Annotated in this window: 20 protein-coding genes; 17 read left to right on the forward strand and 3 right to left on the reverse strand. The window is 45.2% G+C overall.

Going from position 1 to position 24,468, the window contains the following annotated elements; all coding sequences use genetic code 11:
* The first annotated feature begins 50 nt into the window (after positions 1-50).
* The 16 genes from WCW_RS07755 to yidD all read left to right on the forward strand — a co-directional run bounded on the left by WCW_RS07755 (position 51) and on the right by yidD (position 16,372).
* Positions 51-881, forward strand: a complete 831-nt coding sequence (locus WCW_RS07755; protein ID WP_013182660.1) for a hypothetical protein — start codon at positions 51-53, stop codon at positions 879-881.
* Between the two features lie 38 nt (positions 882-919).
* On the forward strand, positions 920-1,297 hold the full coding sequence (locus tag WCW_RS09780) for a type III secretion system chaperone (protein ID WP_162268154.1): 378 nt from the start codon (positions 920-922) through the stop codon (positions 1,295-1,297).
* A 192-nt stretch (positions 1,298-1,489) separates the two neighbouring features.
* Positions 1,490-3,280, forward strand: coding sequence for a type III secretion system inner membrane ring subunit SctD (sctD, locus tag WCW_RS07765; protein ID WP_013182662.1), 1,791 nt, complete (start codon positions 1,490-1,492; stop codon positions 3,278-3,280).
* A gap of 250 nt (positions 3,281-3,530) precedes the next feature.
* The gene (locus WCW_RS07770) at positions 3,531-3,770 is read left to right on the forward strand and encodes a DUF5398 domain-containing protein (protein WP_013182663.1); all 240 of its coding nucleotides are present in this window, start codon (positions 3,531-3,533) and stop codon (positions 3,768-3,770) included.
* A gap of 211 nt (positions 3,771-3,981) precedes the next feature.
* Positions 3,982-4,272, forward strand: a complete 291-nt coding sequence (locus WCW_RS07775; RefSeq protein ID WP_049767163.1) for a DUF5407 family protein — start codon at positions 3,982-3,984, stop codon at positions 4,270-4,272.
* A gap of 142 nt (positions 4,273-4,414) precedes the next feature.
* Positions 4,415-4,864 (forward strand): CdsG family type III secretion system protein, encoded by a 450-nt coding sequence (locus WCW_RS07780; protein ID WP_013182665.1) that lies wholly within the window; start codon positions 4,415-4,417, stop codon positions 4,862-4,864.
* A gap of 59 nt (positions 4,865-4,923) precedes the next feature.
* Positions 4,924-5,586, forward strand: coding sequence for a hypothetical protein (locus WCW_RS07785; RefSeq protein ID WP_013182666.1), 663 nt, complete (start codon positions 4,924-4,926; stop codon positions 5,584-5,586).
* A gap of 80 nt (positions 5,587-5,666) precedes the next feature.
* Positions 5,667-6,983, forward strand: a complete 1,317-nt coding sequence (gene fliI, locus WCW_RS07790) for a flagellar protein export ATPase FliI (protein WP_013182667.1) — start codon at positions 5,667-5,669, stop codon at positions 6,981-6,983.
* A 13-nt stretch (positions 6,984-6,996) separates the two neighbouring features.
* The gene (locus WCW_RS07795) at positions 6,997-7,494 is read left to right on the forward strand and encodes a hypothetical protein (protein ID WP_013182668.1); all 498 of its coding nucleotides are present in this window, start codon (positions 6,997-6,999) and stop codon (positions 7,492-7,494) included.
* Positions 7,495-7,513: 19 nt separating this feature from the next.
* Entirely contained in the window at positions 7,514-8,632 is a 1,119-nt protein-coding gene (locus WCW_RS07800; protein WP_013182669.1) for a hypothetical protein, read from the forward strand.
* A gap of 12 nt (positions 8,633-8,644) precedes the next feature.
* Positions 8,645-9,490: a hypothetical protein gene (locus WCW_RS07805; protein WP_013182670.1), complete on the forward strand. Its 846-nt coding sequence runs from the start codon at positions 8,645-8,647 to the stop codon at positions 9,488-9,490.
* Positions 9,491-9,492: 2 nt separating this feature from the next.
* The gene (locus tag WCW_RS10330; RefSeq protein ID WP_013182671.1) at positions 9,493-9,990 is read left to right on the forward strand and encodes a FliM/FliN family flagellar motor switch protein; all 498 of its coding nucleotides are present in this window, start codon (positions 9,493-9,495) and stop codon (positions 9,988-9,990) included.
* A gap of 15 nt (positions 9,991-10,005) precedes the next feature.
* Positions 10,006-11,580, forward strand: a complete 1,575-nt coding sequence (locus tag WCW_RS09790) for a serine/threonine-protein kinase (protein WP_013182672.1) — start codon at positions 10,006-10,008, stop codon at positions 11,578-11,580.
* A 148-nt stretch (positions 11,581-11,728) separates the two neighbouring features.
* Positions 11,729-15,058: a hypothetical protein gene (locus WCW_RS07820; protein ID WP_049767135.1), complete on the forward strand. Its 3,330-nt coding sequence runs from the start codon at positions 11,729-11,731 to the stop codon at positions 15,056-15,058.
* Complete coding sequence (locus WCW_RS07825; protein ID WP_013182674.1) at positions 15,003-16,010, forward strand: tetratricopeptide repeat protein; 1,008 nt, start codon at positions 15,003-15,005, stop codon at positions 16,008-16,010. Before WCW_RS07820 ends, WCW_RS07825 begins: the two co-directional genes overlap by 56 nt.
* Complete coding sequence (gene yidD / locus WCW_RS07830; RefSeq protein ID WP_013182675.1) at positions 16,010-16,372, forward strand: membrane protein insertion efficiency factor YidD; 363 nt, start codon at positions 16,010-16,012, stop codon at positions 16,370-16,372. Before WCW_RS07825 ends, yidD begins: the two co-directional genes overlap by 1 nt.
* Here yidD and WCW_RS07835 read toward each other — a convergent pair.
* Positions 16,350-18,182 (reverse strand): SulP family inorganic anion transporter, encoded by a 1,833-nt coding sequence (locus tag WCW_RS07835; protein WP_013182676.1) that lies wholly within the window; start codon positions 18,180-18,182, stop codon positions 16,350-16,352. The genes yidD and WCW_RS07835 overlap by 23 nt on opposite strands.
* A 127-nt stretch (positions 18,183-18,309) precedes the next feature.
* Here WCW_RS07835 and der point away from each other — a divergent pair, with 127 nt between their 5' ends.
* Entirely contained in the window at positions 18,310-19,674 is a 1,365-nt protein-coding gene (gene der / locus WCW_RS07840; RefSeq protein ID WP_013182677.1) for a ribosome biogenesis GTPase Der, read from the forward strand.
* 9 nt (positions 19,675-19,683) lie between these two features.
* On the opposite strand, the gene WCW_RS07845 is transcribed toward der, so the two are convergent.
* Together WCW_RS07845 and ald are read right to left on the reverse strand one after the other, a co-directional pair.
* A complete protein-coding gene (locus tag WCW_RS07845; protein WP_013182678.1) occupies positions 19,684-23,298 on the reverse strand; it encodes a DEAD/DEAH box helicase in 3,615 nt (1,204 codons plus the stop codon).
* A gap of 50 nt (positions 23,299-23,348) precedes the next feature.
* A complete protein-coding gene (gene ald / locus WCW_RS07850) occupies positions 23,349-24,458 on the reverse strand; it encodes an alanine dehydrogenase (RefSeq protein ID WP_013182679.1) in 1,110 nt (369 codons plus the stop codon).
* Between the last annotated feature and the right edge of the window lie 10 nt (positions 24,459-24,468).

Consider the following 24,468-nt stretch of genomic DNA (forward strand, 5'->3'; position numbering starts at 1 on the left):
AATAAATAATCATTTTCAGATATGACACATATCTAAAGGAGAATAATCAGATGGTAGATTTAAATTTAAACATGGATCTCCCGCCACCATCATTTTTCGAAGAACTGAATCAGCAGACAACGCAGCAGCAAATCAACACTCTGTCGGTTGCTTATCCCGAATTATCGCAAGATGAAATTGTGGCCTATGTAGAATTTTACAGCGACCTTGGAATTCCGTTCAACACCGATGCCCTGCAAAACCTTCTAGCTAGCGATCCTATTCTCACTGAACCAAGGGCGGCCAACACGGCGCTTAACGAAATTGTCGCATCAACTAAAAATATATGGTTCAGTCCAAACCCTTTTGCAACGTTTTTCATTTTATTTTTGGAACTGCAAGCAAAATTAACAGAAATTAAAGTTGCAGAAGCGGAAGTGATGTCAACGATGATTAACCTAACTCTCGACATGGCAGAAGACTTAGCAGGCATCATACACGAAATCTACGAAAACGAAGCTTGGAAAGCAATTGCATCTGGAATCTGCAACTTTATTGGAGGATTGGCGTCAGTCGGTTTCGGTATAGCAGGCTTGTCTAAAATCGGCGGAGGGGCAGCAGGAATCGCTCAAGCACAGAGCTTAGGTGCAATCGGTGGTGGAATCGGCCAAATTAGTTCGGCCATCGATAAATTCGTCACTGCCGGCTTCGATTTCAGAAGAGCGGATCTGGAATATTCAAAAACCATTATCGAAAACGCTCTGAAAGTCTTGCAGGACCGCGGAATGGCTTCAGCTTCCGAGGCGCAAAGGACCGCTGATGAATTGATTGCACAAATTTTGCAAAAACTCGATAAGATTATTGACGAAGCGTATCGGGCACACGGATTCCAAGTGCACTAGGTTTAAAATAACTCGGGGGAGAGATGTTGGATTCTTATATGCAAAAACTTGTAAAAGAAATGGAAATTGAGGAATCTTTGGCATCGGATGTTCCAGGTGTTTATCAATTTCCGATCGATGAAGAGACCACGATTCTCATTTCCGAAATCCCCCGAGGATTTGAACTTACCTGCAGCCTTAGTGCTTGCCCAGAAAAGAAACAGGAAGAATTTCTTACCTCAGCCCTATTTGCCAATCTCTTTTCACAAGGAACAGAAGGGTGCATACTCGGACTGGATGCAGAAGGAGAGATCGTTACCCTTTCAAGAGTGATTGATTATGAAATCGACTACCAGGAATTTAGGGATCTCCTTGAAGACTTCGTCAACACCGCCGCTCAATGGAAAGAAGAAGCAGCCTACTACGCGAACGCATGACCCCATCCCGTATCATGAAAGGCGCCTCCTTGCCAAATTCTGCATCCATTTCAGTAGAGTTTCCCGAATGTGGCACAAAACTTGAATAGTTTTACAAAAAGAGTAAAAATAGGAGCCTAATTCTTAATGATGATCGGAATTAGCCACTCCTCAACGCTGGATATGCGGGGAAATAAAGCAAGGTAAAAAGAAATGGGTGCTAAACTTGTCGTAAAAGATGGTGAATCAAAAGGGTTGACTCTCCCTTTGGAAGGAAGAAAGGAATGGGTGATCGGAAGCGATCCGGAAGCTTGCCAATTACTATTGGAAGACCCAATGACTGCACAAAAACATCTGATATGCCGGACTACCCCCGAAGGAATTGAACTTGAAAATCTCAGTGAAGACAACCCCGTTTCTGTGAACGAACAAATCGTTAACCATCCCCTTCTGCTTAAAAATGGGGATTCTGTCAAAATTGGCCAGAATTTCTTTACATTCTATGCCGGAGAAGAAAACGGCGAAGAGGAAAAGCCATCAATCGTCGATGAAGATGCGCCTGAGCAAGACACTATCTATGAAGAAGAATCCGATGAGGACAAAGGGATCTTGGCTGAAATCGATTTCGACCTGAGAGAGTCGGGAAGATGGCTTCTAAAAGTGATTGGCGGTCCAAACAATGGCGCTGAATTTTCTATGCAAACAGGATCCAGCTACATGATTGGAACAGACCCAACCTCTTGCGATGTCGTTTTTCACGATACAAGCGTCTCTCGCCAACATGCAAAAATTACAGTCAGCAAGAACGACGCATTAAGCATTGAAGATCTCAAAAGTCGAAACGGAACCCTAGTCGATGGCAATCCTTTAGAAGGCCAGCAAACATTCGAACCCAACACGCTTGTGACATTGGGAACAACCTCTTTTGTCGTCTATGATAGGGAGGGAGAAATGCAGACCATCATTTCTCCCCTTCTACCGTCTATTGTGAAAGTGCTGCAAGAAGAAGAGGAAACAGAAGAGAAAACTCAAGCGAAAGAAAGCGAAAGAAAAAAACTCGAAGAAGAGCTTGCCACGACCAAGGAGTCGAAAGCGCAAAACGCTCTAGGAGCTTTTATCTTAATCGGCATCATTGCCGGACTGTTCGCAGTTGTCGGTATTGGAACAGTCAGCCTGTTTCAATCATCTCCTGTACAGATTAGGGAAAAAATCGACTATTCAGCAGCTCTTGCACAAGCAATGCAAAAATTTCCGCAAGTGAGATATTCCTACAATGAAAACAGTGGAAGGCTTCTTTTAATCGGACATGTCATGACGCAGTCGGATAAAAACCAGCTGATGTACAACTTGCAAGGGCTGGAATTTCTGAAAGGAGTTGATGATAGCGGCTTAATTATCGATGAATACGTTTGGAGGGAAACCAATCAGATTCTTGCCCGAGGCAATCGCTTCCGCGGGATCAGCGTCCACTCTCCTCAAGCGGGAAAATTTGTTCTATCAGGCTACCTGAAAACACGTAAACAAGCAGAAGAGCTCTCCGATTACATTACAGCGAACTTCCCCTATCTCGATATCCTTGAAAGGCGGGTAATCGTCGAAGAAGACGTTTTGACAACAGTTGAAACCGACTTAAATAACGCCGGCTTGAGAAATTTTAATGTGCAAATCAATAATGGCGAATTGACCATTTCAGGCGGGGCTTCGCAAGAACAACTTGCCAAAGTTGATCGTCTGGTGCGTAAATTCAGGGAAATTCCGGGTGTGCGCAACGTCAAGACATATATCAACGAGATTGCTCCTGAACAGACAATGGTCAATATCAGCGACAAATACACAGTTTCAGGCTTTTCCAATCAGGGAGGAGTGAATCTCAATGTTGTGATCAATGGACGCATCTTAACAAGAGGAGATGTATTGGACGGCATGACAATTACCAGTATTCGCCCTGACGCGATTTTTTTAGAAAAAGGCGGAGTGAAATACAGGATCGACTATAATAATTGACTTATACCGAATCAACTTCAAGAATTGGAATTTTGACAAAGAGTTGCCTTGAATTTGAGTCAGGCGAAGCCGGCGTTGAAGCAACTCAACCTGAATAGGTTGAGTGATGCAAACGGGTCTCAAAATCAAAGGCTAACGATGACGTCAAAAACCGAATCTTGAAGTTGATTCGGTATATATCGATCATTATTGAAAAAATAATGCAAAATATGCTACAATAAATATTAGAGAGAAGGAAGGGGATTAACGCATGTTTGGACTTGAGGGTCACAAAAAGGGAAAGAAAAGAGAATTTGAATTTGAGCTTGAAAAGGAGTTGCTAGACCCCAAGAAGCACAAAGAACTCAAGCAGCATGTCGAAAATCGCATTCAAGAAATAAAAAAAATACTTAGAGATGGTGAGAACAAAAAAGAATTTGAACGATTTGGTCTGATTCTTCACGGATACACCTCTCTTTTAAAAGTTTTTTCCAGATTCGATCCCAAGTAAGGAGTCGGTCTGAAAATCGTCGGGCCTTAAGCTAAAAACGGAAGAGCGATTGCGAGTTTTTCCGGTAAATTTAGGCAAGACAAAATAAGTATTGAGGAGATTCAGAAACGCCGACTGTATGAGTCGGCAAGAAATGAAATTTCTAGTATGGATCCCTAGTCAAACTTATTCTCTTAAAACCAATAAACTTAAGAGTTTAGGAGGATTAGTTATGACCGCAACAGTCAATCCAGGAGATGCTGCTAACAGAGACTTTATCGGTAGTGTCAAACAGTCGGGTTTTAGCGTACAAAACCTGTTTAGTTTGGTCAACATCGCGACAACAAGCGCCAAGGCAAAGCTTCTCGAAATCCAGCAAAGACGTAGCGCCATCAGTATCGGCGATATGTTTGAAATGCAGATGTTAATGAACCACTTATCTCAGCTGTCTGAGATGTCAACATCAGTGGTCAGTGCATCTAATACAGCAATTTCATCAATGGCGAGAAACGTCAAAGGATAATTGATTGGATTGTGGGTGACTTTTGTGGGCAGGCTTGCCAAAGTCTGTCCAGGATTTTTACAAAAGCTGCCGATCAATGAAGGGTCGGTAGAATCAAAGTTTTTGAGAGCCTGAAAGTAAAGATAACAGAAGGATGACCTGAATGGGCGTTGAAGAAAAGATCGAAGAGCTGAAAGAAGATTTCTCATTGCTGATCGAGGCAGGTTTTGTCGCCGTAAAGCAATTAGATGCCATCAGCTCAAGCAGAATATTTGTGGCTGGGCAAATGATTAGTCCCGGACATACAGCACCTCAAATTGGATTAGGGTATATTGCCTTAAACCAATTAAATATGAAGGAAGCAACGCATATATTCGAAACGATCAACGAAAAAGAGCCAGAAAATTTACTGGCAAAAACGTTCCTTGGGATCTGTTACCTCCTTTCAAAGCCAAAGCGTAAAAAAGGTGAGAAAATCATCAAAGAGGCCATAGAAAAAACAGACGATTCTACCATTAAAAACCTGGGCGAAATCTCTCTAGAATGGGCGGACAAGGACCTGAATAAGGCCAAAGCCCCCTTCTTTGAGCAGCCCAAACCCGAAAAGGATTGAGCGCTTAAGCTTCAGTAAAAATCAAAAGGCCCCAATCTCAAATAAACGAGGATAATCAAATGGCCTTAGAAAAAATCGATAAAATAAAAAAGGTCTCCACAAAGCTTGAGCCGCAAACACGCATCCATGAGCCTAATAAGGATTATTTCGATGCGTTGATGCAACAACAGCGGGTAACCGCAGAAAAAGTAGAGGCTTCAAGCAAGGATGCTTCTGAGAAGGCCGGCGCTACACTGTTCGATGAGGTCCAAAACCTAAATCGGAGGCCTGATATAGCAACTCGTTCATCTCCAAATGAACTGGTGGCTCAGGCAGAAGATGTCATCGCTCAGATCGACACGCTCAAGACAAAATTGGAGACGCCAGAGCTCAACATTAAAAGCTCTGTGCAGACCTTGTTGCGTAATAAGCTCAATCATATTGACGAGAACTTAAAAGTTGCTCTGGACAAGACAGGAACCGAAGTTGCCAAACCAGAACGATCCGACGGGATGTCTAAGCCTATCGACCGCTTTTTGGGATTGTTGACACATTCTCAAAACCAACTGGAAACCCTGGCATCTGATGTCAAGGCAATGGCAGTGGAAAACGAAATGTCTCCGGCTAGCATGCTTTTGATTCAAATCAAAGTGGCAAAAGTCCAACAGGAAATCGAGCTTTTTACCAGCATGTTGAACAAAGCGTTGGAGTCTACGAAGACGATTATGAACGTTCAAGTCTAACTTGTCCGTTCACAAGGGGATGATCACTGAAAAGGAGGTGGGGAGGTTTTTTTAGCCTCTCATCATCTAGAGGAAATTGCATGGGAATCACTGAGGATTTTGACACCATTCTTAGGGAACTTGACGAAGTCCAGCTGACGACCGTCAATGGGCGCATTACCGAAACTGTGGGAATGCTGATTAAAGCAGTTGTTCCCCAGGTAAAAATCGGCGAAGTGTGCCTAATCAAACGGGAAGGCGAGCCTTTAAGAGCAGAAGTGGTGGGATTTACAAGAGACGAAGTGTTTCTCTCCCCTCTTGGAGAAATGACCGGAATTGGACCTTCTTCCGAGGTTATCCCAACCCGGCTGCCTCTTCATGTCAAAGTTGGCGATGCTCTCTTAGGACGCGTGCTTAATGGCCTTGGGGAACCCTTAGACACCAACACTAAGGGACCTTTGGTTTTAAACGAAACCGCTCCTGTCATTCAAAGCCCTCCCGACCCGTTAAAACGGCAAAGGGTCAGCGAACCCATCTCTGTTGGGGTCCGAGTGATCGATGGCACACTGACTACAGGGCTTGGACAGCGAGTGGGTATTTTTGCTGCCGCCGGAGGAGGTAAATCAACGCTGCTCGGCATGATTGCCCGCAACGCCGATGCCGACATCAATGTCATCAGCCTGGTTGGTGAACGTGGACGCGAGCTGCGCGACTTCATTGAAAAAGACCTTGGACCGGAAGGATTAAAAAAGTCCGTCTTAGTCATCTCGACTTCCGATCAATCAGCCCAGCTCAGGCTGAATGCGGCATACGTGGCAACGGCGATTGCCGAGTATTTCCGAGACAAAGGAAAATCTGTCATTTTAATGATGGACTCTGTCACTCGATTTGCCCGCGCAATCCGTGAAGTGGGACTAGCAGCCGGAGAGCCTCCGGCTCGTGCAGGCTACACGCCGTCTGTATTTTCCACTCTGCCCAAGCTTCTTGAGAGGTCAGGCCGTTCCGATGTTGGTTCGATCACAGCCTTTTATACCATTCTTGTAGCAGGAGATGATATGAATGAGCCTGTCGCTGATGAGGTGCGTTCCATTTTGGACGGTCACATCATCTTATCTGCAGAACTTGCGCACAAGTACCACTATCCGGCAGTCGATGTGCTCGCTTCAAAAAGCCGTGTCATGCAAACGATCGTATCCGAGGAGCACTTATCTCTAGCAGGTAAAATCAACGAAGTGCTGGCCAACTACAAGAAAAATGAACTGCTCATCAAGATCGGAGAATACAAACGCGGCTCAGACAAAGCTGGAGATTTTGCCATCGACCACATTGATAAAGTGAATAACTTTCTGAAGCAGGGAATTGAGGAAGAGTGCAGTTGGGACGAAACAATGCAGCTTCTTAGATCCCTATTTAAATAATTTCGAGGCTCGCGTGACAATTCCGGAATATCCCCTTGAAAAGGTGATGGACATCAAAAAAAAGCGCGTTGATGAGGCCGAAAAAGTTGTTGCCGCAAAGAAGCGGGAACTTGAGGCCGAACGGGAAAAACTGCGTAAATGTGAAGAGGAACGGGACAAAGCCGTTCAACACAAAATTGATAAACTCAATCAATTACGCGATGAATTGGACAGAGGGACGACAACCGATAAAATTCAGCAAATGAAGAACTACCTCAAAGTTGTCGAAGAAAGAATCCTCGTGGAAGAAAAAAAAGTGCAAGAACAAGAGGAGCAGGTCAACATCGCTAAGAGGAATCTTGAAATTGCTCAAGAAGAACTCAAAATGAGACGGCAGGAAGTTGACAAGCTCCAAAACCACAAGAAAGACTGGATCAAACAAATGAAAAGGGAACTCGAGCTCGCAGAAGAACGCGAGATGGACGAAATTGGCCAGGTCCTCTACTTGCGGAACATGAGAGACGCACCTTAAAAAGAGGAGTTTTAATCCCATGACAGACAGAACGCAAAACCTTAGCTTCAACCCAAACAAGCCCGAAGACCTCAAAACGGAAAAAAGCACTCCTACACCAAGAAAAGACAAAAAAGATTTCAAGAAGATCTTCGGTGAAGAGGAGCAAGAAGGGCAAGGAAGACCCAAAAATCGGGAATTTTCTGGAAAGCCCGAAACTAAAGATTCTGACTCTGCCTACGAAGATGTCGAACTTAAACTTGAGGCTTATGATCAAAAACCTAAAACTAAAGGTCTTTCCCTTTTTGATATCGCTTCAACTCCCGTAGAAAAAGAAGAAGCTGTCGAATCTCAAGCATCCGAAGGGCTTCCTCTCAGCGACATGCCTGAAGATCTGCAAAAAGAGTCGCTGTCAGCCTTGTTTAAGGGCTACGGCACAAAAGAAAAGCTTGCAATGATCCAAAAAGAAGTGAAGGAACTGCCAAACCAACCTGTAGACGTCCAGATAGAAGCTCTAAAGAAAAAAGAGACTTTAGTTGAAGGGCTGGGGGGAAACAGAACAATCTCTGCGTTAAGCACAGCAAACACCCCTCAAGACGACTTGCAAAAACCCCTAGAGAAAGCTCCGGAAAACCGTGAAAAAACAGACGCTTTTCCAAGAGAGCAAGTCGACCTTGCTGCAATCAATCCGGCAGCTGGAACACTAGCAACAGCTCCTGTTGCTCAAACACAAAAAGTCGAGCCCCCCCCCATCCGTGCTCAAGAGCTGCAAGAAGTTGTTGACCAAATAGTCAGTAAGTTGTACACCCTAAGCTCTGAAGGAAAAACTGACACGCTAATTCAACTCAAGCATCCCCCTTTATTTGAAGGATCAAGCGTTGTGATCAGGTCTTTTGACTCTGCCAAAGGAGAGTTTAACATCACTTTTGAGAACCTGACCCAAGCCGCTAAGCAAATGTTGGATATGCAAGAAAATCAAAATTCTTTAAGGTTAGCGTTAGAACAAAAAGGGTACACAGTACATATCCTTACTGCAACGACCCTATCAGAAACAACGCAAATTGTTGAAAGCCAGGATGATGGAAGAGAACGCCACGAAAATAACGACGAATCTTCCCGAGAAAGGCAGCAACAGGAGCAGGAAGAAGAAACAACTTAGGAAAAGCCGCTTGTGAGAAAAGACCCCCAACCTTATGCGTGGGTAAAAAAGATTCCCGAATCCATTGCCAAAGCAGACACGATCCCGCTTCTAGGCGACCTGCCCCCATTCCCTTGGGAAGATTTGGCTGAAAACCTCAAAAATCTTTTAGAGTTCCAATCTCTTGAGATCGTTCCTTCTGAATTTGTATGGGCAGAAGAAGGCGCTGCAACCAAAGGGATGGGGAGCCCTTTATCCATCGTCAAATTTTCCATTGCTTCCCTTGAGGGAAATGTTTACATCGCAATCCCGCAAGAAGAGATCAGGAAAATCATGGATCTGTTATTGCTGAAGGGCAGCGAACCTGCTCCTATTGACGATGATTTCCAAATCGCTTTTCTGGACTTTCTTACACTTGAAGTCATGCATGCCGTGCGGCAAATCGACTACCCCCCAAATTTACTGCCCAGGCTTGAAAAGAATGCCGAGATGCCAAACACTCCAATGCTTGTGATGAACTTGACAGTCACAGCAGACAGTTTCGTGTTTTCTCCGCGCATCATGATCTCGGAAGAGATGAACCGATCATTGAAAGAACACTACGTAAAAAGCAAAGAAAATGCCGTCTTTAAGCGTCCATTGTCAGATCAATGCGATGTCATTGTGCATCTGGAAGCTGGAAAAACGACCCTTTCCCAAGCTCAATGGAAAGAAGTCAAGCCGGGAGATTTCATTCTGCTCGATCGCTGTTCTTTAAAACCGGGAGAGAATTCCGGAACAGTCACATTGACCCTGAAAGGGCATCCCATCTTGCGCGGCAATATTCAAGATGCTAATATCAAGATTTTAGAAAATCCTTTATTTCGCGAGGATCATTAACCATGCTATTGAATTTGCCAGACGAAGAACTCGATGACGAAGATTCTGAAAATGACTTTGAGGATGATTTCGAAGAGGATTTTGAGGACGAAGAGGAAGATGATCTTGATTTCGACGATGACGAAGAGGAAGAGGAAGAGGAAGAGGAAGACGGCGATGAAGATGAAGATGAAGAGCTGACTGAGGAAAAGGAAGAAGAAAAAGAACGCCCTATCGAAGAATCTGAAGAACCGGCTCTTGCAGCTGCACAAATTGTGCCCGATGAAGAGAAGCTTTCAGCAATTTCCCCTAACGATATTCCTCTCTCCATTATCCTTGAAGTCGGCCGTTTGAAGATGTCAATGCAAACATTAATGGACCTTCAACCCGGCAACACAATCGAGCTGGATATTCGTCCCGAAAGCGGCATCGACCTAGTCGTCAACGGAAGCCGTGTGGCCAAAGGAGAGCTGCTCCAAGTAGGAGAAAATTTAGGGATCCGGATCCTGGAGCTCGGATAGACTTAAGAGTATTCGATGTCTGGTGAGAAAAAGCTTACTGAACAGTCTGCGACTGCTAATCAACTTCCCTTGCCCAAAAAAATCGGACCCTACCGAATCGAGGGTTTGTTAAGCAAAGGAGGAATGAGCGACCTCTATTTAGGCATTCATCCGACATCAAAAAATCCCATTGCGGTCAAAGTTCTTTCGCAAAAATTCATTACAAATACAGAGGTTGTGCAACGTTTCCTAAACGAAGCGGAAATCATTTCGATGACTAATCATCCGAATATCGTAAAAATGCACGGCCATGGAGAATGGGAGGGGGGCCTTTTCATTGCGATGGAATATATTGAGGGAGCCTCCCTTCGAGAATATCTTCTAAGCACTCCCCTTTCTTTAAAAAGAGCTCTGGGGATCATCATCGACATTGCTTACGCGCTGTGCCATCTGCATACTCACGGCGTGATCCATCGGGATCTTAAACCGGAAAATATTTTGGTCACAGAATCGGGCGCCATCAAGGTCATCGATTTCGGCATTGCCCAGCTATTGACAGAGAAAGTCAGCCCTGAACAAAATCTTGCACCCAGGCTCATAGGGACTCCTATCTATATCAGCCCTGAACAAAAAAAAAATCCGGAAACAGTTTCTTTTCCCTCCGATATCTATTCCTTAGGGATCATCTCTTATGAACTCATTTTAGGAAAACTCAGCCAAGGGCATTTACATCTCTCTTTGATGCCTACAGGCATGCAAGGAATCCTGCAAAAATGCCTGCTTCCCAATCCCGATGAGAGATATCAGGACATTGTCGATTTTATCACCGATGTTTCTTCCTATCTCAACTCCCCCTCTCTTCAAAAAGAACGGATGACTGGCGACCAGCTTAGTGAATTACAGGAAGATCTGAAAAATATTCAGAGTCTGCTAGTCAACAACATCCCTTCCGAATGGGAAAATGTCAATATCGGACTCTCTTCGCATAAAACCATGATGACTCCAGGAATCTACCACCATTTTTTTTCGATTGACGAGTTTCAATATGCCATCATTCTTGGAGAAATTTCCTGCGTCGGAGCGGAAAGTTACATGAAAACAGCGATATTTAAGGGAATCCTCTTAGCTTTACTCTCAAACTACAAAGAGCCAGGAGAATTTTGCTACACACTTAACCGCTTGCTTGTTGAGCATCAGATCGGCCCCATCCTCAACTTCACTTTTCTCATTCTCAATATCAAGAACCATACATTGACCTATACATCATGCGGCACCGGTCACCTCTGGATGATACAGGATGAGAGATTAACTCTCCTTCCCAGCAATGAAGATCCGCAAGCTTTAGGAATCGACCAAAATACTGTTTTTAATTCTCGAGTACGTCCTTGGAAGCCAGGAGAGATCCTATTCGTCTCAATGATTCCAAAGCTGTTGAAGAAACCCCCTCAAGCCTTATTCCAGGAACTCCTCAAGGAATATTCCCCCTCGCCTCCCCAACAGTTCGTCGACCATTTGATCAGAAACTTACGCCTTTCATTAGGCGAACAGATCAAAAGCCGGCCCATTTCCCTTCTCGCGATTGAACATATTCAAAAACCGAATTCAGTATAAAAAAGGTAGAAAGAAAATCTCCATATTTGGGATAAATGTCATTTGCATTTTCAACAATCCGGCGAATTGTTAAAATGTAAATTCATTTTTAAAATTTCGCTAAAAAAACTTTTCCGGAGAGTTTTTTCAGTTGACGCAAGATAAAATCATGATGATCAAAAATATCACTCGCAAGATATTAAAAACCAGTGCACTAATCTCTATTATTGCCCAATCTGTTTTCCTGCCTAACGCATTGTTTGCCTTAGATTCGAAACGTCAAACCTCCTCCGAACATCTCTTCGAAATTTCAGATCACCCGACAGATTTTTCGAGAAAAGATCTGCAAGAGACGGGAAAGAAGGAACCTGCTCCCTTGGAGCTGAGAGATGATCCTCATCCTTTAGGTTCTGCGGACGACTGGAATATTGGCTGGGAAAATGATGCTGCTATTGATGAAAGCGACCCCGTCACTTTTTTCCCTGAATCTGAGCAAAACCATCCATTTTCCGCATCAAAGGAAGAAACGCCCCCTGCTTCTCAAAAATATCTTTCAGACCCAGACCGGCTTGTCCCCGTCGATCAACCTCTCAATAATCCTCTTGTCGAAAAAGTGCTCTCCCTTTCCAAAAAACGAAGAGTCCCCGATTCCCCTTCTTCAGCTGATCGTAGCGAGTTTCACTTAGACAGCCAACAGCGAGTATCCAACAGCACAGCAGACATTTCATCTGTCCGAACCTCAGCTTATACAGTCGCTGAAAAGAAACCCCATCAACCAAAAGAGATCGAGGAAAAGCCCGTCTTTGCAGAACCTGTTCAACATCAACTGGGCAAAAAAATCGTCACTGTCGATCCCTACATTTCGTTGCAGGAAGATCGACAAAAAAATAAAAAACAAAAACACCCTATCAGCCCATCTAAATCACAAGAAGCGCCAGAGGAAACAGCCTTCGAGGGCTCCCTTTCAGGCTCCGCTGCTCTAAAACAGGAAATCACGGAATCTGCGGAAGACAAAGAGATCATTGCTCAAGCGCTTCCAGGCATTTCCCTCCCCTCTACCCAAGGGAGAACACCTCCAAAAACAATCCTGATCAATTTCAACAATGTCAGCATCATCGAGTACATTCGATTTATCAGCAAAATCACGAACCGCAATTTCATTTTTGACGAAAAAGACCTTCAGTTCAATGTGACAATTATCTCTGAAGAGCCCACTACCATTGAGAATGTAATGACCGCATTGATCCAGGAGCTGCGCATTCACGGCTTGCGCCTGATTGAACAGGACAACAACCTGATCATCCACAAAAATGCGCAGGAGCGCAGCATTTCGCGAGTCAACACAAACGGAGCTCCCGAAGTTTCCCCTAGGGAATCCGAACTTGTAACGCAGGTTTTCAGGCTCAATACTCTTGATCCTTCGCGTGCTCAACGGATCATCGTTCCTCTGCTATCGAGCAATGCCATCATTGAAGTTGCCGAAGACACCCGCCATCTCATCATCACAGACATTGTGACGAACATTAAAGAAGTGGAGATCTTAATCAAAGATATCGACTCTCCCAATAGCGGCATGGTGATTGGACAATACGTTGCGAGAAATGCTTTTATCGACAATCTCATTGAGCTTGCCCAGCAAATCATGGAACCGATTGCCCAAGACCAATCTCTGACGTTTGTGCCTCATCCGGCGGCAAAGAGCATTTTTATCGTCTCGTCCCCATTCATTGTGGAACGAACAATTTCCGTTCTTCAGCACCTCGACCAGTTTCAGGGAACGACGCGCATCTACGATCTGGATGAATTAAAATTTCAACAAATTGCTCCGAAAGAATCCGCTCCGGGTCTTGCTCCCGATGGAGGAGGGGTGCCAACCCCTCAACAAGGAGAATTTCCCTTGGGGCAGCCCTCTTTGCCTTCGCTTCCGCAAAGGCCAGGCCTGCCTGGATCCGGCACAGAACGCGGCAAATGGGAGCTTGGTCCGGAAGGAAACTGGATTTTTCGTCCCGGTTTCCCTGAGCAACAGAAAACATCTAAAGATCTTCCTCAAGGTCAATGGTTATTGGACCCTCAAGGCAATTGGTATTTCCAACCTGCAGGAGGGAGCGCCCCTTTCTCAAGGGAAGGCGAAGCGCCTTCCAGTCTGGGTATTCAACGAGGTACGGGACAGCAACTTTTGCCTGGAAAAACCCCTAGAGGGCGCTGGAATCTCGATCCCAGCGGATACTGGATTTTCCAGCTTGATCCCAGCGAAGAGATCAAACCGGCCCGTTTCTCCCGTCCTGCATTTACTGAGGAAGAGCTGCCTGTAGGAAACATTGAACGGACCCAGTTTTATATCCATAAACTGGAATTTCGCCGTGGGGAGGATATCGTTGATGCATTGCAAAGAATTTCCGAAAGTCTCACGCAATGCGGAAATGCCAACGAAGATCTCATCTGCACCATTCAAAGCGCACAATGGCTGGAAGCCTCCAACTCCCTAGTCTTTGCAGGAACTGCGGCATCTATTGAAAAAGTGCGTGAGCTGGTTAGTGAGATCGACAGGCCATTGAGGCAGGTCTTTATTGAAATGTTGATTTTGGAAACAACACTTGAAGACTCGCTAGATTATGGAGTGGCTTGGGGCTCGCATTCCGGAGGAGGAAGTACAGCAACTGCTCAAGCATATATCGGAGGAGCCTCCCCTCTTGTCGGCGCTTTAAACCGAGACCTTTCCGGCACCAATACTCCAGACGCTTCCAATCTCATCACAGATGTCGGCTACACGCTTGGAATCATTGGCAGACGCCTTACCCATAACGGAACGCAATTTGCAACACTTGGAGCTCTTGTCACCGCTCAGCACAACAGGCAAAATTCCAAAGTGATCCTCAATCCGAAAATCATCACCGAGGATAATAAAACAGCGGAGTTATTTGTCGGGATCAACACCCGCTTCCAAACAAACTCCATCTCTAACGATGAAGGGAGCGTCATTACCACAAACTTTGAATACCGCGACGTTGGGACAACAATTCGAGTCACCCCTTTGATCGGTAATGGCGATATTGTGACATTGGAAATTGAAGAGGAGGTCAGTCGTGTCGCTCCGCAAGCAGTGCAGGGGGGATCGGATATTCAAGATCCCAATGCTCCAACAACAAGCATCAGCCGCACATCGACAACTGTCCACGTTCCCGACCGCCATTTTGTGATCATCAGCGGCCTGATCCAGGACGAAAAAATTCACAGCCGCAACCAGTTTCCCTGTTTAGGCGGTATTCCGATCATTGGAGCAGCTTTCAGCGCCAAAATAAACGATGACGTTAAGCGCACTCAGATGCTTTTCATCAGACCTCAAATTATTGACACAGATGAAGAGATCAGGCAGCTGACCAGTGAACAGCAAGAGATGTACAAACAAAAGAGCCGTGTAAAGAAAAGCTGGAAATACGAGGTTGATGAAGGAATGGACTTCCTCAATATCAAGCCTCCATGCTGCGATGAATGTGAATAGCAAGCGCACCTTGTGTGCTCATTTATTTTTTTGCCTGCTGCTTTTTTGTAGCTGCAATCCTCGGAGCTGCAGCCTTGAGCCGCGCATCTGCTACACACCTCATCCAAAATATATGGATGCCTTGCCTTCCGCATTTTCCCCTTTAAATGAAGAGGATTTGCGTCAGGAATGGGGAAAAGAGCTTAAAATCGCGCAAGCGTTAGCTCGCGAAGGCGATCTTTACCGGGCAATTACAGGGTTTAAGCGAGCACGCATCCTCATGCCGCAGGACAATAAAGGGCGCTTGCTACAGGCGGATTTTTGCATCTTTCAAGCTTACTGGCAAGGAAGCAGATATTGCGAGGCAATTGAACAGTTCGAAAACACGCCTCTCTGTTCTGTTTCCAGCTCGTTTCCTTCATTCCGGGAAATGTTAATCATGCTCTTTGACGCTTATCATCGCACAAACCAACTGGAAAAAGCACACGCCGTCATGCTCTTAATGGATAAAGGCGACCCGGAATCAGCCTTCACCCTTAAACTTTTTTCCAACCTCGATCAAGGCAACCTCAATGCCGCGCTCTCTTATGCATACAATACTGAGGAGCAAGAAGAGATCGAACGGTTCAGCCAAACCTACAGCCTATGTGCAAAATCGGTGCGCAAAGCACAAACATTGAATGCCATCCTTCCGGGTGCCGGATACTATTACGTCGGGCAAAAAAAATCAGCATTAACCTCTTTTGTGATCAACACAGTATTTACCGCTTCAGCCTACTATTTTTTCAGAGATGGCAACTGGGGTGCCGGGATCATTGCAACAAGCCTTGAGTTTGGCTGGTATTTCGGAGGGATCAACGGCGCCGGTTTGGCAGCAAAAGAGTGGAACGAAAACCTCTATGAAAACCTGGGCCAGGAGTTGATGATTCGAAAAAAATATTTCCCCGTTCTCATGCTGGAGACCTCATTCTGATGATGGCAAAAACCGTGCTATGCTGCATTTTTCTTCACTCCGCACTCATCGCCGAAGATCCTTGGGGAAAAGGGTGCGCACTCGTTTGCAAGCCCTATGAACGGTCGAAAAAGCCGCGTTCCTTTATAGGGGAAAACCTGATCCGATTCCATAAAAGAGTAATCTCTCCTGCAGACGGCCCTCGCAGCCATCATAAGCCCAACAGCTCTCAATACACCATCGATGCCATGCGCAAATACGGATTCTTTCAAGGGTATCTTATGGGCTGCGACCGTTTAATGAGAGAAAATGAAGATCCTTGGATCTATCAAACAGTGATGGATGAAAAAGGAGAAACTTTTAAATGGGATCCGGTAAAATAACCGCTGTCCCTGGCACTTCCTCTGAGACTCTCACCTCTTGTTGTTCTTCCACCTTTGCAAGAGTTTTTGCCCGTTGCACCGCCTTATTGAAGTAAGCATTGGGATTGGCGTCATTGATGACAAAAAGATTCTCTTTTCCAATCAGCTTCACAAGACCGGATCCACTCATCACTTCCCAAACATGAAGCGTCAAACCGGATAAAATCAGGTATCTTCCGGAAGAGAGCAGATAATCGTGCAGCTGCTGCAAAGCCATGCAAGAGGTGGCATCGATATCGCGGGCATTTTTCAATTGTAAAATAATCACTTTTGTCGATGATTCATCTTCAGCAATCGATTTCAACGCTGCTTGAAAAAGATCTGCTGCACCAAAAAACAACTCCCCTTTGACTTTAATGAACCGGATCGCTGTCATTTCATCTTTGGAGCAAAACTCCAAGCTTTTGATTCTTCCGTTATCATCGACAAGATATTGCTGCACTTGAGGCACAGCGGCTTTTTTCAAATACAGTGTAATGGATAAGCTGACACCAATAAAAAACGCGACATCGATACTGAAAACAAGACAAGAGAGGAAAGTGGTCAGAAAGACAAAGGCGTCCGAACTAGTTGCTTTTAAGCAAAGGAGCAGCTGCCTTTTTTTAATAAGATTTCCAGCTGTCATTAAGAGCAGCGCAGACAACGCCGCCAATGGAATTTTTACAACATAATCTCCAAATACATAGAGAATAAAACCTACCATGCCTGCACCAAACATAGCAGCCAGCCGCGTTTGCGCTCCGCTTTCGAAATTGAGGGTTGTGCGCGATGTCGATCCTGAAATGGGCATTGCTCCGCACACTGCCGATGTTAAATTTCCCATCCCCAATCCAAGAATTTCCTGATTAATGGAAATCCGCTGCCCTGAGTTCGATGCAATTGTCTTAGCGACAGCGCTCGTTTCAAGAATGCTCAGCAACGCCACTGCAAATGCGATAGGGAGCAGTTTGTTCATGATTTTAAAATCAAAGTAGGGCAGCATCAATTTCGGCGTCAATTCACCAATATCTCCGGTATCTCCGATTGTAGCTACCTGGTCTACACCACCAATCATCAGATAGCTGCAAAGAGATAAGATTGCGGTGGTCGCGATGTAGGTGATCAGTGCATAGGGAATTCCCCTTCCCATTCTTTTCAGGCTGACAAGCAGCAGCAAACTGCCAAGACCGACTGTAAGCGTTTGCCAATGTGTTTGATGCAGATAAAAAATAAAGTAAAACGCTTTGGCAAATAGAGAGTTGACCCCTTCCATTGGAGGGATGCCGAAAAATACAAATAATTGGTTGATCACGATCGCTGCAGCAGCTCCCATAACATATCCCAATACCACGGAATAGCTGATAAATTGGGTCAGGCGTCCCAGCTTAAAACTTGCTGCCAAAAGATGGATCACTGCCACCAACCCCGCAAGCTGCGTCATCACCTGAAAGGCGATCATGTCCCTTTCAGCTCCGGTCAACTCCCGGAAATGGGCGTACAAAATCTCAGCTGTTCCGTATTGGATTAAAATCGCAATTGCATTGCTTGGTCCGACCACTAGATGTTTGGAAGAGCCGAAAAACGCAGCGATCATGCATGAAAAGATCGCTGCAAAAAGTCCTGTTGAAAGAGGGAGTCCGGCGACTAGGGCATAAGCCATCGCTTGCGGCAGCGTCAAAAGAGAAACAGAAATCCCTGCCATGAGATCTTTATGCAGCTTTTTAAAGCTGTATCCCTTAAACTCGTTTTTATACGGAAAAAAGGAGATGTCGTCAAAATAGTGGAATTTCATGCCATCGATTTCCGAGAATAATAAGTAAAATTATACGTATTACGCTAAAAATCATCAAGAAATTTTATCTTTAATTTTATTATCTATTCATTTAAAATCCCCTATAAAAATTATTATCCGCATCCTTATGTCAAACAAACCTAAATTAGCTATCGTCGGCCGCCCTAATGTGGGGAAATCTTCTTTATTTAATCGCATTTGCAAGAAGCGGATGGCTATTGTAGATGAAGCTGAAGGGATCACCCGGGATCGTCTTTACGCTGAGGCAGACTGTTTTGGCAAAGAGTTTGAGGTGATTGACACAGGGGGGATCAATCCCCGCTCTCAGGTTCCATTTAACGAACAGATCATGAGACAGGCTGAAATCGCAATTGAGGAGGCGGACGGTTTAATTTTGGCAGTGGATGCGCATACGGGAATTACCGATTTGGACCACGAAGTAGCTCGAGTACTACTCCATACCAATAAGCCTGTGACGGTAGCAGTAAACAAAATCGATCATTTGGGCCAGATTGATTTGGTTCATGAATTTTACGGATTAGGTTTTGAGCATTGTGTGGGTGTTTCGGCAGAGCAGAACTTTCAGATTGCGGAGTTATTGGAAAGCATTGTTTCACGCCTCTCTTCCCCTATTGAAAAAGAAGAAGAGCTGGACACATCGATTAAGGTAGCAATCATTGGCCGTCCTAATGTTGGGAAGTCGACATTGACAAATTACCTGCTTGACGAAGAGCGGTGTCTAGTCAGTCCAATTCCTGGAACGACACGCGACAGCGTGGATGTGCGGGTGTCTCACGATGATGAGATTTATACATTCATTGATACGGCCGGGATTCGGCGCAAAGGTGCTGAGCATGAAGCTGTGGATAAATTTGCGGCTATCCGTACCCAGAGAGCGATTGAGCGGTGTGATATTTGTCTGTTGATGGTGGATGCGCAGCAGGGGATCACAGCTCAGGAGAAACGGATTGCGAAGATGATTGAAAAGGAAGGGAAGTGCTGCATTGTTCTTCTCAATAAATGGGATTTGGTCAAAGGCTTCCGGATGGAGCATTGCTTCCGCGAGATTGAGGAAGAAATCCATTTCCTGCGTTATTGTCCTAAAATTATTCTTTCTGCTGAAACGGGGCGCAATGTAGAGAAGATTTTTCCGACAATTCGCGAGGTGCGGCAAGAGTCTTTAAAACGGGTCTCAACGGGTGAGTTGAACAAATTTGTGGAAGAAGCGATCCGGCAGAACCATCCTCCGATGATCCGAGGCAAGCGTCTGCGCATTTACTATCTGGCGCAAGTGTCTACTGAACCTCCAACATTTGTGTTATTTATCAATCATCAGGATTTAATGGCGGAGTCCTGGCGCAAGTATTTGATCAATCAATTTCGCAAAGTGTACCGATTTACAGGAGCGCCTTTAGTCTTTTATACGAAGAGCAAGCCGAAGGAATCTAAGAAGCGCGGAACGCATTCCCAGACAGCTTTAGGAGAAGCTTAAAACAGTATACTATTTTTCTAGACCTGTAAAAGAAAGAAGCTCGATCAGCTCCTGGCGATCGAAAGCTTTCATAAAACGGTGGTCATCCACGCCAATCACCTCTTCCATCAATCGACCCTTGCGCGTGATCATCTCATCGATCCGCTCTTCAAATGTTCCCAATGTCACCAACTTGAACACCTGCACCCCCCTCTGCTGACCGATGCGATGCACGCGGTCTGTCGCCTGATCCTCGCGAGCAGCATTCCACCAACGATCATAATGAATCACGACAGAAGCTGCAGTAAGATCAATCCCAAGACCTGCCGCCTGCAAGGAACCAAGAAAAACCTTGCATCGGGAATCTGCATTGAAGCGCCGCACAACCTCTCCCCGATCAAGCGTCGCTCCACGAATCGTCGCATACCCAATCCTTTGCTCATCCAGGTACTGCTGCATAATATCCAGCATGGCAAGATACTGAGAAAAAACAACGACCTTCTGATCGCTCTCAAGCGCTTCAGAAATCAATTCTTTAAATAATTCCCATTTTCCCGATTGATATTTGTCATAATCTACAGGGTTTTTTAAATAAGCTGCAGGATGATTGCAAATTTGCTTCAAACTGGAAAGGAGACTGAACACATGAAGATAAGGGATAGGAGAAGTTTGGTCGTTTAACTCCCTGATCAAATTCCCGCGCATCTTGTCCAATAACTCCGCATAGAGGATCTTTTGATCAAGAGAAAGCTCGCAATGTGCCACCTGTTCAACCTTTTCCGGCAAATCAAGCAGCACCTCCTCTTTTCTACGGCGTAAAATAAACGGCTTGATAAAGCGGGAGAGAAGCTCTCGACGTTCCTGACTCTTCTCTTTTTCTATGGGAATGACAAAAAAATCTCTAAAAGCTTTTTCCTGCATCATGTAACCCGGCAAAATAAGATCGAAAAGCGATTTTAACTCCCGCAAACGGTTCTCAATCGGCGTTCCCGTTAAACCAACTTTCACGTTTGCCCGTACATCCTTCAACGAGAGGTGAATGCGGCTTTTTTGATTCTTTGCAGACTGGATTTCGTCAAAAACCGCCACATCAAAACGAATTTTAGAAAGCGCCTTTACCTCTCTGCGCCAAATCCCGTAAGAAGTGAGCAGGATATCGTCTTCCTTATGAAATCCTTCCATCGAACGCCCTGTGCCATGGAAAGTTCTCACTGTCAACTGCGGCAAAAACTCCTTTAATTTATCTTCCCAATGATAAATCACCGAAGTGGGGCAAACGATTAAAAAAGGCTGCGGACGAACCTGCGATTTTCTGGCAGCAGCGATCAACGCCATCGATTGATGAGTCTTTCCCAGTCCCATATCATCGCATAAAAGGCCGGATAAACCGCTTTGGTAGAGAAACCAGAGCCATTTCACTCCCAATTCTTGATAAGGCCTTAATTGGCTTTTCAACAAAGAACAGTCAGGAAAGATAGCGGTTTGAGAGGAAATCAGTTCATCCAACACTCCTTTTCCACTCAAAACAGTTGGTGGATCAAATGCAGCAAGGCGGATGAGATCCAATGGCATCAAACGCATCGGCTCGCCAACTGAAGCCTCTTTCATCCATTGAAACCTTGCCTGCTTTGTATCAACAAGCCCAGCATTTGAGAAGAGAAACCGCCTTCCGCTTTTCAAAGTTTCGCAAATATCTTTAACCGAAATTCTGCCGGCAGTTGTTTGATAATACGCATTGACTTCATAAGCTTTTCCTTTTTTTACAACCGCTTCGATGACAAGCTGCATAGCAGCATCTCTTCTCAGCTGAGGATCAAGTTCTAAAATCGAATCTTTCATCTGCTCGATTTCCAAAGTCAAAAAAGCAGGGAAAGCATCTTTTGTAATCGTCACAATATGCATAAATCGGTCAGGAAGGCGCAGCTCAGGAGGAAGAACTGCAAACCCTTTTCCCTTCTGATAAACGAACTCTTCGAAATACTGGATATGCTCAGGGTCTACTCCATCGTGAAGCTTAAACATCGGCGTAATGATGATCGTCTCCGGATTGAGGAGCTCCACTTTCAATCCAGATTGCTTTACGGGACAATTTTGAGAAAACATTCCGGGAACCGCTTCTAAGTCCTCTCTGTGCTTTCTGAGAAAAAAAGGAAGCTGCGCGGAAGGGATCACCAACTGATCTTCAATCGGGAGTTGAAGATGGGACAAGGATTTTGGATAGAATCCCCTCTCCTTCAAATACACCCACTGACCAAAATCTTTTCCTTCTTCCCCATCCTCGATTAGAGCTGCCCGCGACAAAGTCAACTCCCCTTTATCAGACATTTCATAAACAAGTGTCGTTTCAATTCCAGCCAAATGGATTTGAAATCCGGGTTGCTGATCAAGCCAATGCTTATGAGAGGAAACGAAGGAAACTACCTTGTCCGCTTCAATCTCTGTTTTAACCCGATTAAAAATCACCCCATCAAGATAAAAAAAGCCTCCTGTCTTGCTATATCCCCAGTGCCCGAAAATAGCGTCAAGCATCCCAACACCGGGAAGGGTCATTTTGATCTGCAAATTCCATTCAGAATCAAAAGATAAGTCATAAGCAACATCCATAGGATGTAAATGCAGCGGCTTTGAGGTCATCAGTTCCGCAACCAGGTCTCCGTATTGATCAAGCACTTCCTCTACAGCCAATGATTTTAATAAAAGAGGGTGCTTTTCTTTCAGATAGAAACCGACCTTGGGAAGATAGATCCATTGCCCGACAACAACCCCTTGACTGATCAGTTCATCGCTCCGATCCATCGAACCAGGGACGATCTGAAACTGAAGGCGTTCGTCATCAAATGTGATCGCTTTAATGGATTCCTGCATACTCTGCACAACGAGGGGAGCATTGACAGACTCCAATACAGGAACAAGATCGGGCCACCATTTTCGATCAATCTCAATCCATCCTTCCATATCGGTAAAAAAAACATTGATACGAGAAGGAAACCCTTCTTCATCATAATTGAAGGTGACCTCAAAGGGGCGGTTCAACTCTTGTTCCAGCATCAGCCAATGAGCAAGGTCATTCCAGAATGAAAGCTCAAAACTTAAGCTTCGACTAGGTCTTCCCTCTTTCCATCGCTGAATCTCGTGAATGGACAGATTGGAAAACTTAAGAGAAGTCTCTTCTGTTTCCACCGGCCTTTCCAACAACCTTTCACGCAACTCCTTTTCTCCTTTCTCTGTCAACGGCATGATTTCGCAAAAACTGCCGATACGGATCAGCTTCCCTTGACGGGAAACCATAGAAAGGTCATCACCAAATTCCTGGTAGGCAATTTGCGCTAATGCATGCCAAAACGAACGTTCGAATCGGACGTGCAACGGACGTCGATGAGAGCCATAAATCGCAAGAAGAGCTGCCGCTAAATGCGGACAAGCGGCAACATCCCCTCTGTCTTCGCAAGAGCAGAAACAGTCTTTTAATTTATGCTTATCATCAAACTGGATGAACGACCAAACGGAATTGCCTTCTTTTGGGAGCACAATCTGGACTTGATAAGTCCCTCCGGAAAATTCCATGGCTGCCACGCAGGTTTCCGAAAGAAGCTTGAGCGCTTCCTCTTTAAAGGGCTGGAATTTTTCCGGAAGTTTTGAAGCCAACTTAGCACCTAATCATGAGAATTTTTTTCAAAAATTTTCATAGCTGGGTACTAGAGGATCTCTTGCGGCGGAACGTATGCATACCCTAAATCATGCGCAACAGAAATGTTGGTCACGCTGCCGTGATGCACGTTCAGTCCTTCAAGCAGTCCAGAATTCTCCTTTAAAGCCTTGCGGTAGCCTTTGTTTGCAATTTCCAAAGCATATTCCATTGTTGCATTCGTCAAAGCCATGGTTGCAGTTTTTGCGCATGCACCGGGCATATTTGTCACGCAATAGTGGAGCACTCCCTCTTCCACATAAGTGGGATTACCATGCGTTGTTGGCCGGGATGTCTCAGCACACCCCCCCTGGTCAATTGCAACATCAACAATCACCGATCCGGGAATCATCTTGCGAAGCATCGAACGAGAGATTAGCTTAGGAGCTTTTTTTCCTGGAATTAGCACAGCTCCGATCACTAAATCTGCCCACTTCAGCACATTTTCCAATTCTGCTGCGCTCGAATAAAGGGTTTTTAATTTCGGAGCGTATTGCGCGTCCAGATATCTCAAACGCTCAAGGCTTCGGTCTAAAATCGCCACATTCGCCCCTAAGCCCATTGCCATGCGGGCAGCTTCTGTTCCAACAACGCCTCCGCCGATCACGACAACATTGGCAGGAAAAACGCCTGGAACTCCTCCAAGAAGCAAGCCTTTGCCACCATTATTCATCTGCAAAGAAACCGCTCCTGCCTGAATGGCAATCCTCCCGGCAATCTCACTCATAGGGACAAGAAGCGGCAGCCTGCCTAGAGCATCGGTGACCGTTTCATAAGCAATTCCCACCACTTTTTTTTCCAAAAGCGCTTCGGTCTGCTCCGGATCGGGAGCAAGGTGGAGATAACAAAAGAGGATCTGGCCTTCAAAAAGAAGGGGAAACTCGCTTGGCTGCGGTTCTTTGACCTTAACGATCATCTCCGATTGATAGACCTCTTTCGGACCGGCAACGATTTCCGCGCCAGCCTCCTGAAATAAAGCATCGCTGAAACCGATTTTCTCGCCGGCGTTTGCCTCAACGACAACCCGATGGCCGGCATCAACGAAAGCGCGCACCATCTGAGGCGTAGCTCCAACGCGATATTCATGTTCCTTGATCTCTTTTGGAATCCCTATAATCATAACTTTAACC

Origin of the sequence: Waddlia chondrophila WSU 86-1044 (assembly GCF_000092785.1) — a bacterium.
GTDB lineage: Bacteria > Chlamydiota > Chlamydiia > Chlamydiales > Waddliaceae > Waddlia > Waddlia chondrophila.

Coding starts and splice junctions, on each gene's coding strand:
- WCW_RS07755 (WP_013182660.1), top strand. CDS start 51: ATGGTAGATTTAAATTTAAACATGGATCTCCCGCCACCATCATTTTTC.
- WCW_RS09780 (WP_162268154.1), top strand. CDS start 920: ATGCAAAAACTTGTAAAAGAAATGGAAATTGAGGAATCTTTGGCATCG.
- sctD (WP_013182662.1), top strand. CDS start 1,490: ATGGGTGCTAAACTTGTCGTAAAAGATGGTGAATCAAAAGGGTTGACT.
- WCW_RS07770 (WP_013182663.1), top strand. CDS start 3,531: ATGTTTGGACTTGAGGGTCACAAAAAGGGAAAGAAAAGAGAATTTGAA.
- WCW_RS07775 (WP_049767163.1), top strand. CDS start 3,982: ATGACCGCAACAGTCAATCCAGGAGATGCTGCTAACAGAGACTTTATC.
- WCW_RS07780 (WP_013182665.1), top strand. CDS start 4,415: ATGGGCGTTGAAGAAAAGATCGAAGAGCTGAAAGAAGATTTCTCATTG.
- WCW_RS07785 (WP_013182666.1), top strand. CDS start 4,924: ATGGCCTTAGAAAAAATCGATAAAATAAAAAAGGTCTCCACAAAGCTT.
- fliI (WP_013182667.1), top strand. CDS start 5,667: ATGGGAATCACTGAGGATTTTGACACCATTCTTAGGGAACTTGACGAA.
- WCW_RS07800 (WP_013182669.1), top strand. CDS start 7,514: ATGACAGACAGAACGCAAAACCTTAGCTTCAACCCAAACAAGCCCGAA.
- WCW_RS10330 (WP_013182671.1), top strand. CDS start 9,493: ATGCTATTGAATTTGCCAGACGAAGAACTCGATGACGAAGATTCTGAA.
- WCW_RS09790 (WP_013182672.1), top strand. CDS start 10,006: ATGTCTGGTGAGAAAAAGCTTACTGAACAGTCTGCGACTGCTAATCAA.
- WCW_RS07820 (WP_049767135.1), top strand. CDS start 11,729: ATGATGATCAAAAATATCACTCGCAAGATATTAAAAACCAGTGCACTA.
- WCW_RS07825 (WP_013182674.1), top strand. CDS start 15,003: ATGAAGGAATGGACTTCCTCAATATCAAGCCTCCATGCTGCGATGAAT.
- yidD (WP_013182675.1), top strand. CDS start 16,010: ATGATGGCAAAAACCGTGCTATGCTGCATTTTTCTTCACTCCGCACTC.
- WCW_RS07835 (WP_013182676.1), bottom strand. CDS start 18,182: ATGAAATTCCACTATTTTGACGACATCTCCTTTTTTCCGTATAAAAAC.
- der (WP_013182677.1), top strand. CDS start 18,310: ATGTCAAACAAACCTAAATTAGCTATCGTCGGCCGCCCTAATGTGGGG.
- ald (WP_013182679.1), bottom strand. CDS start 24,458: ATGATTATAGGGATTCCAAAAGAGATCAAGGAACATGAATATCGCGTT.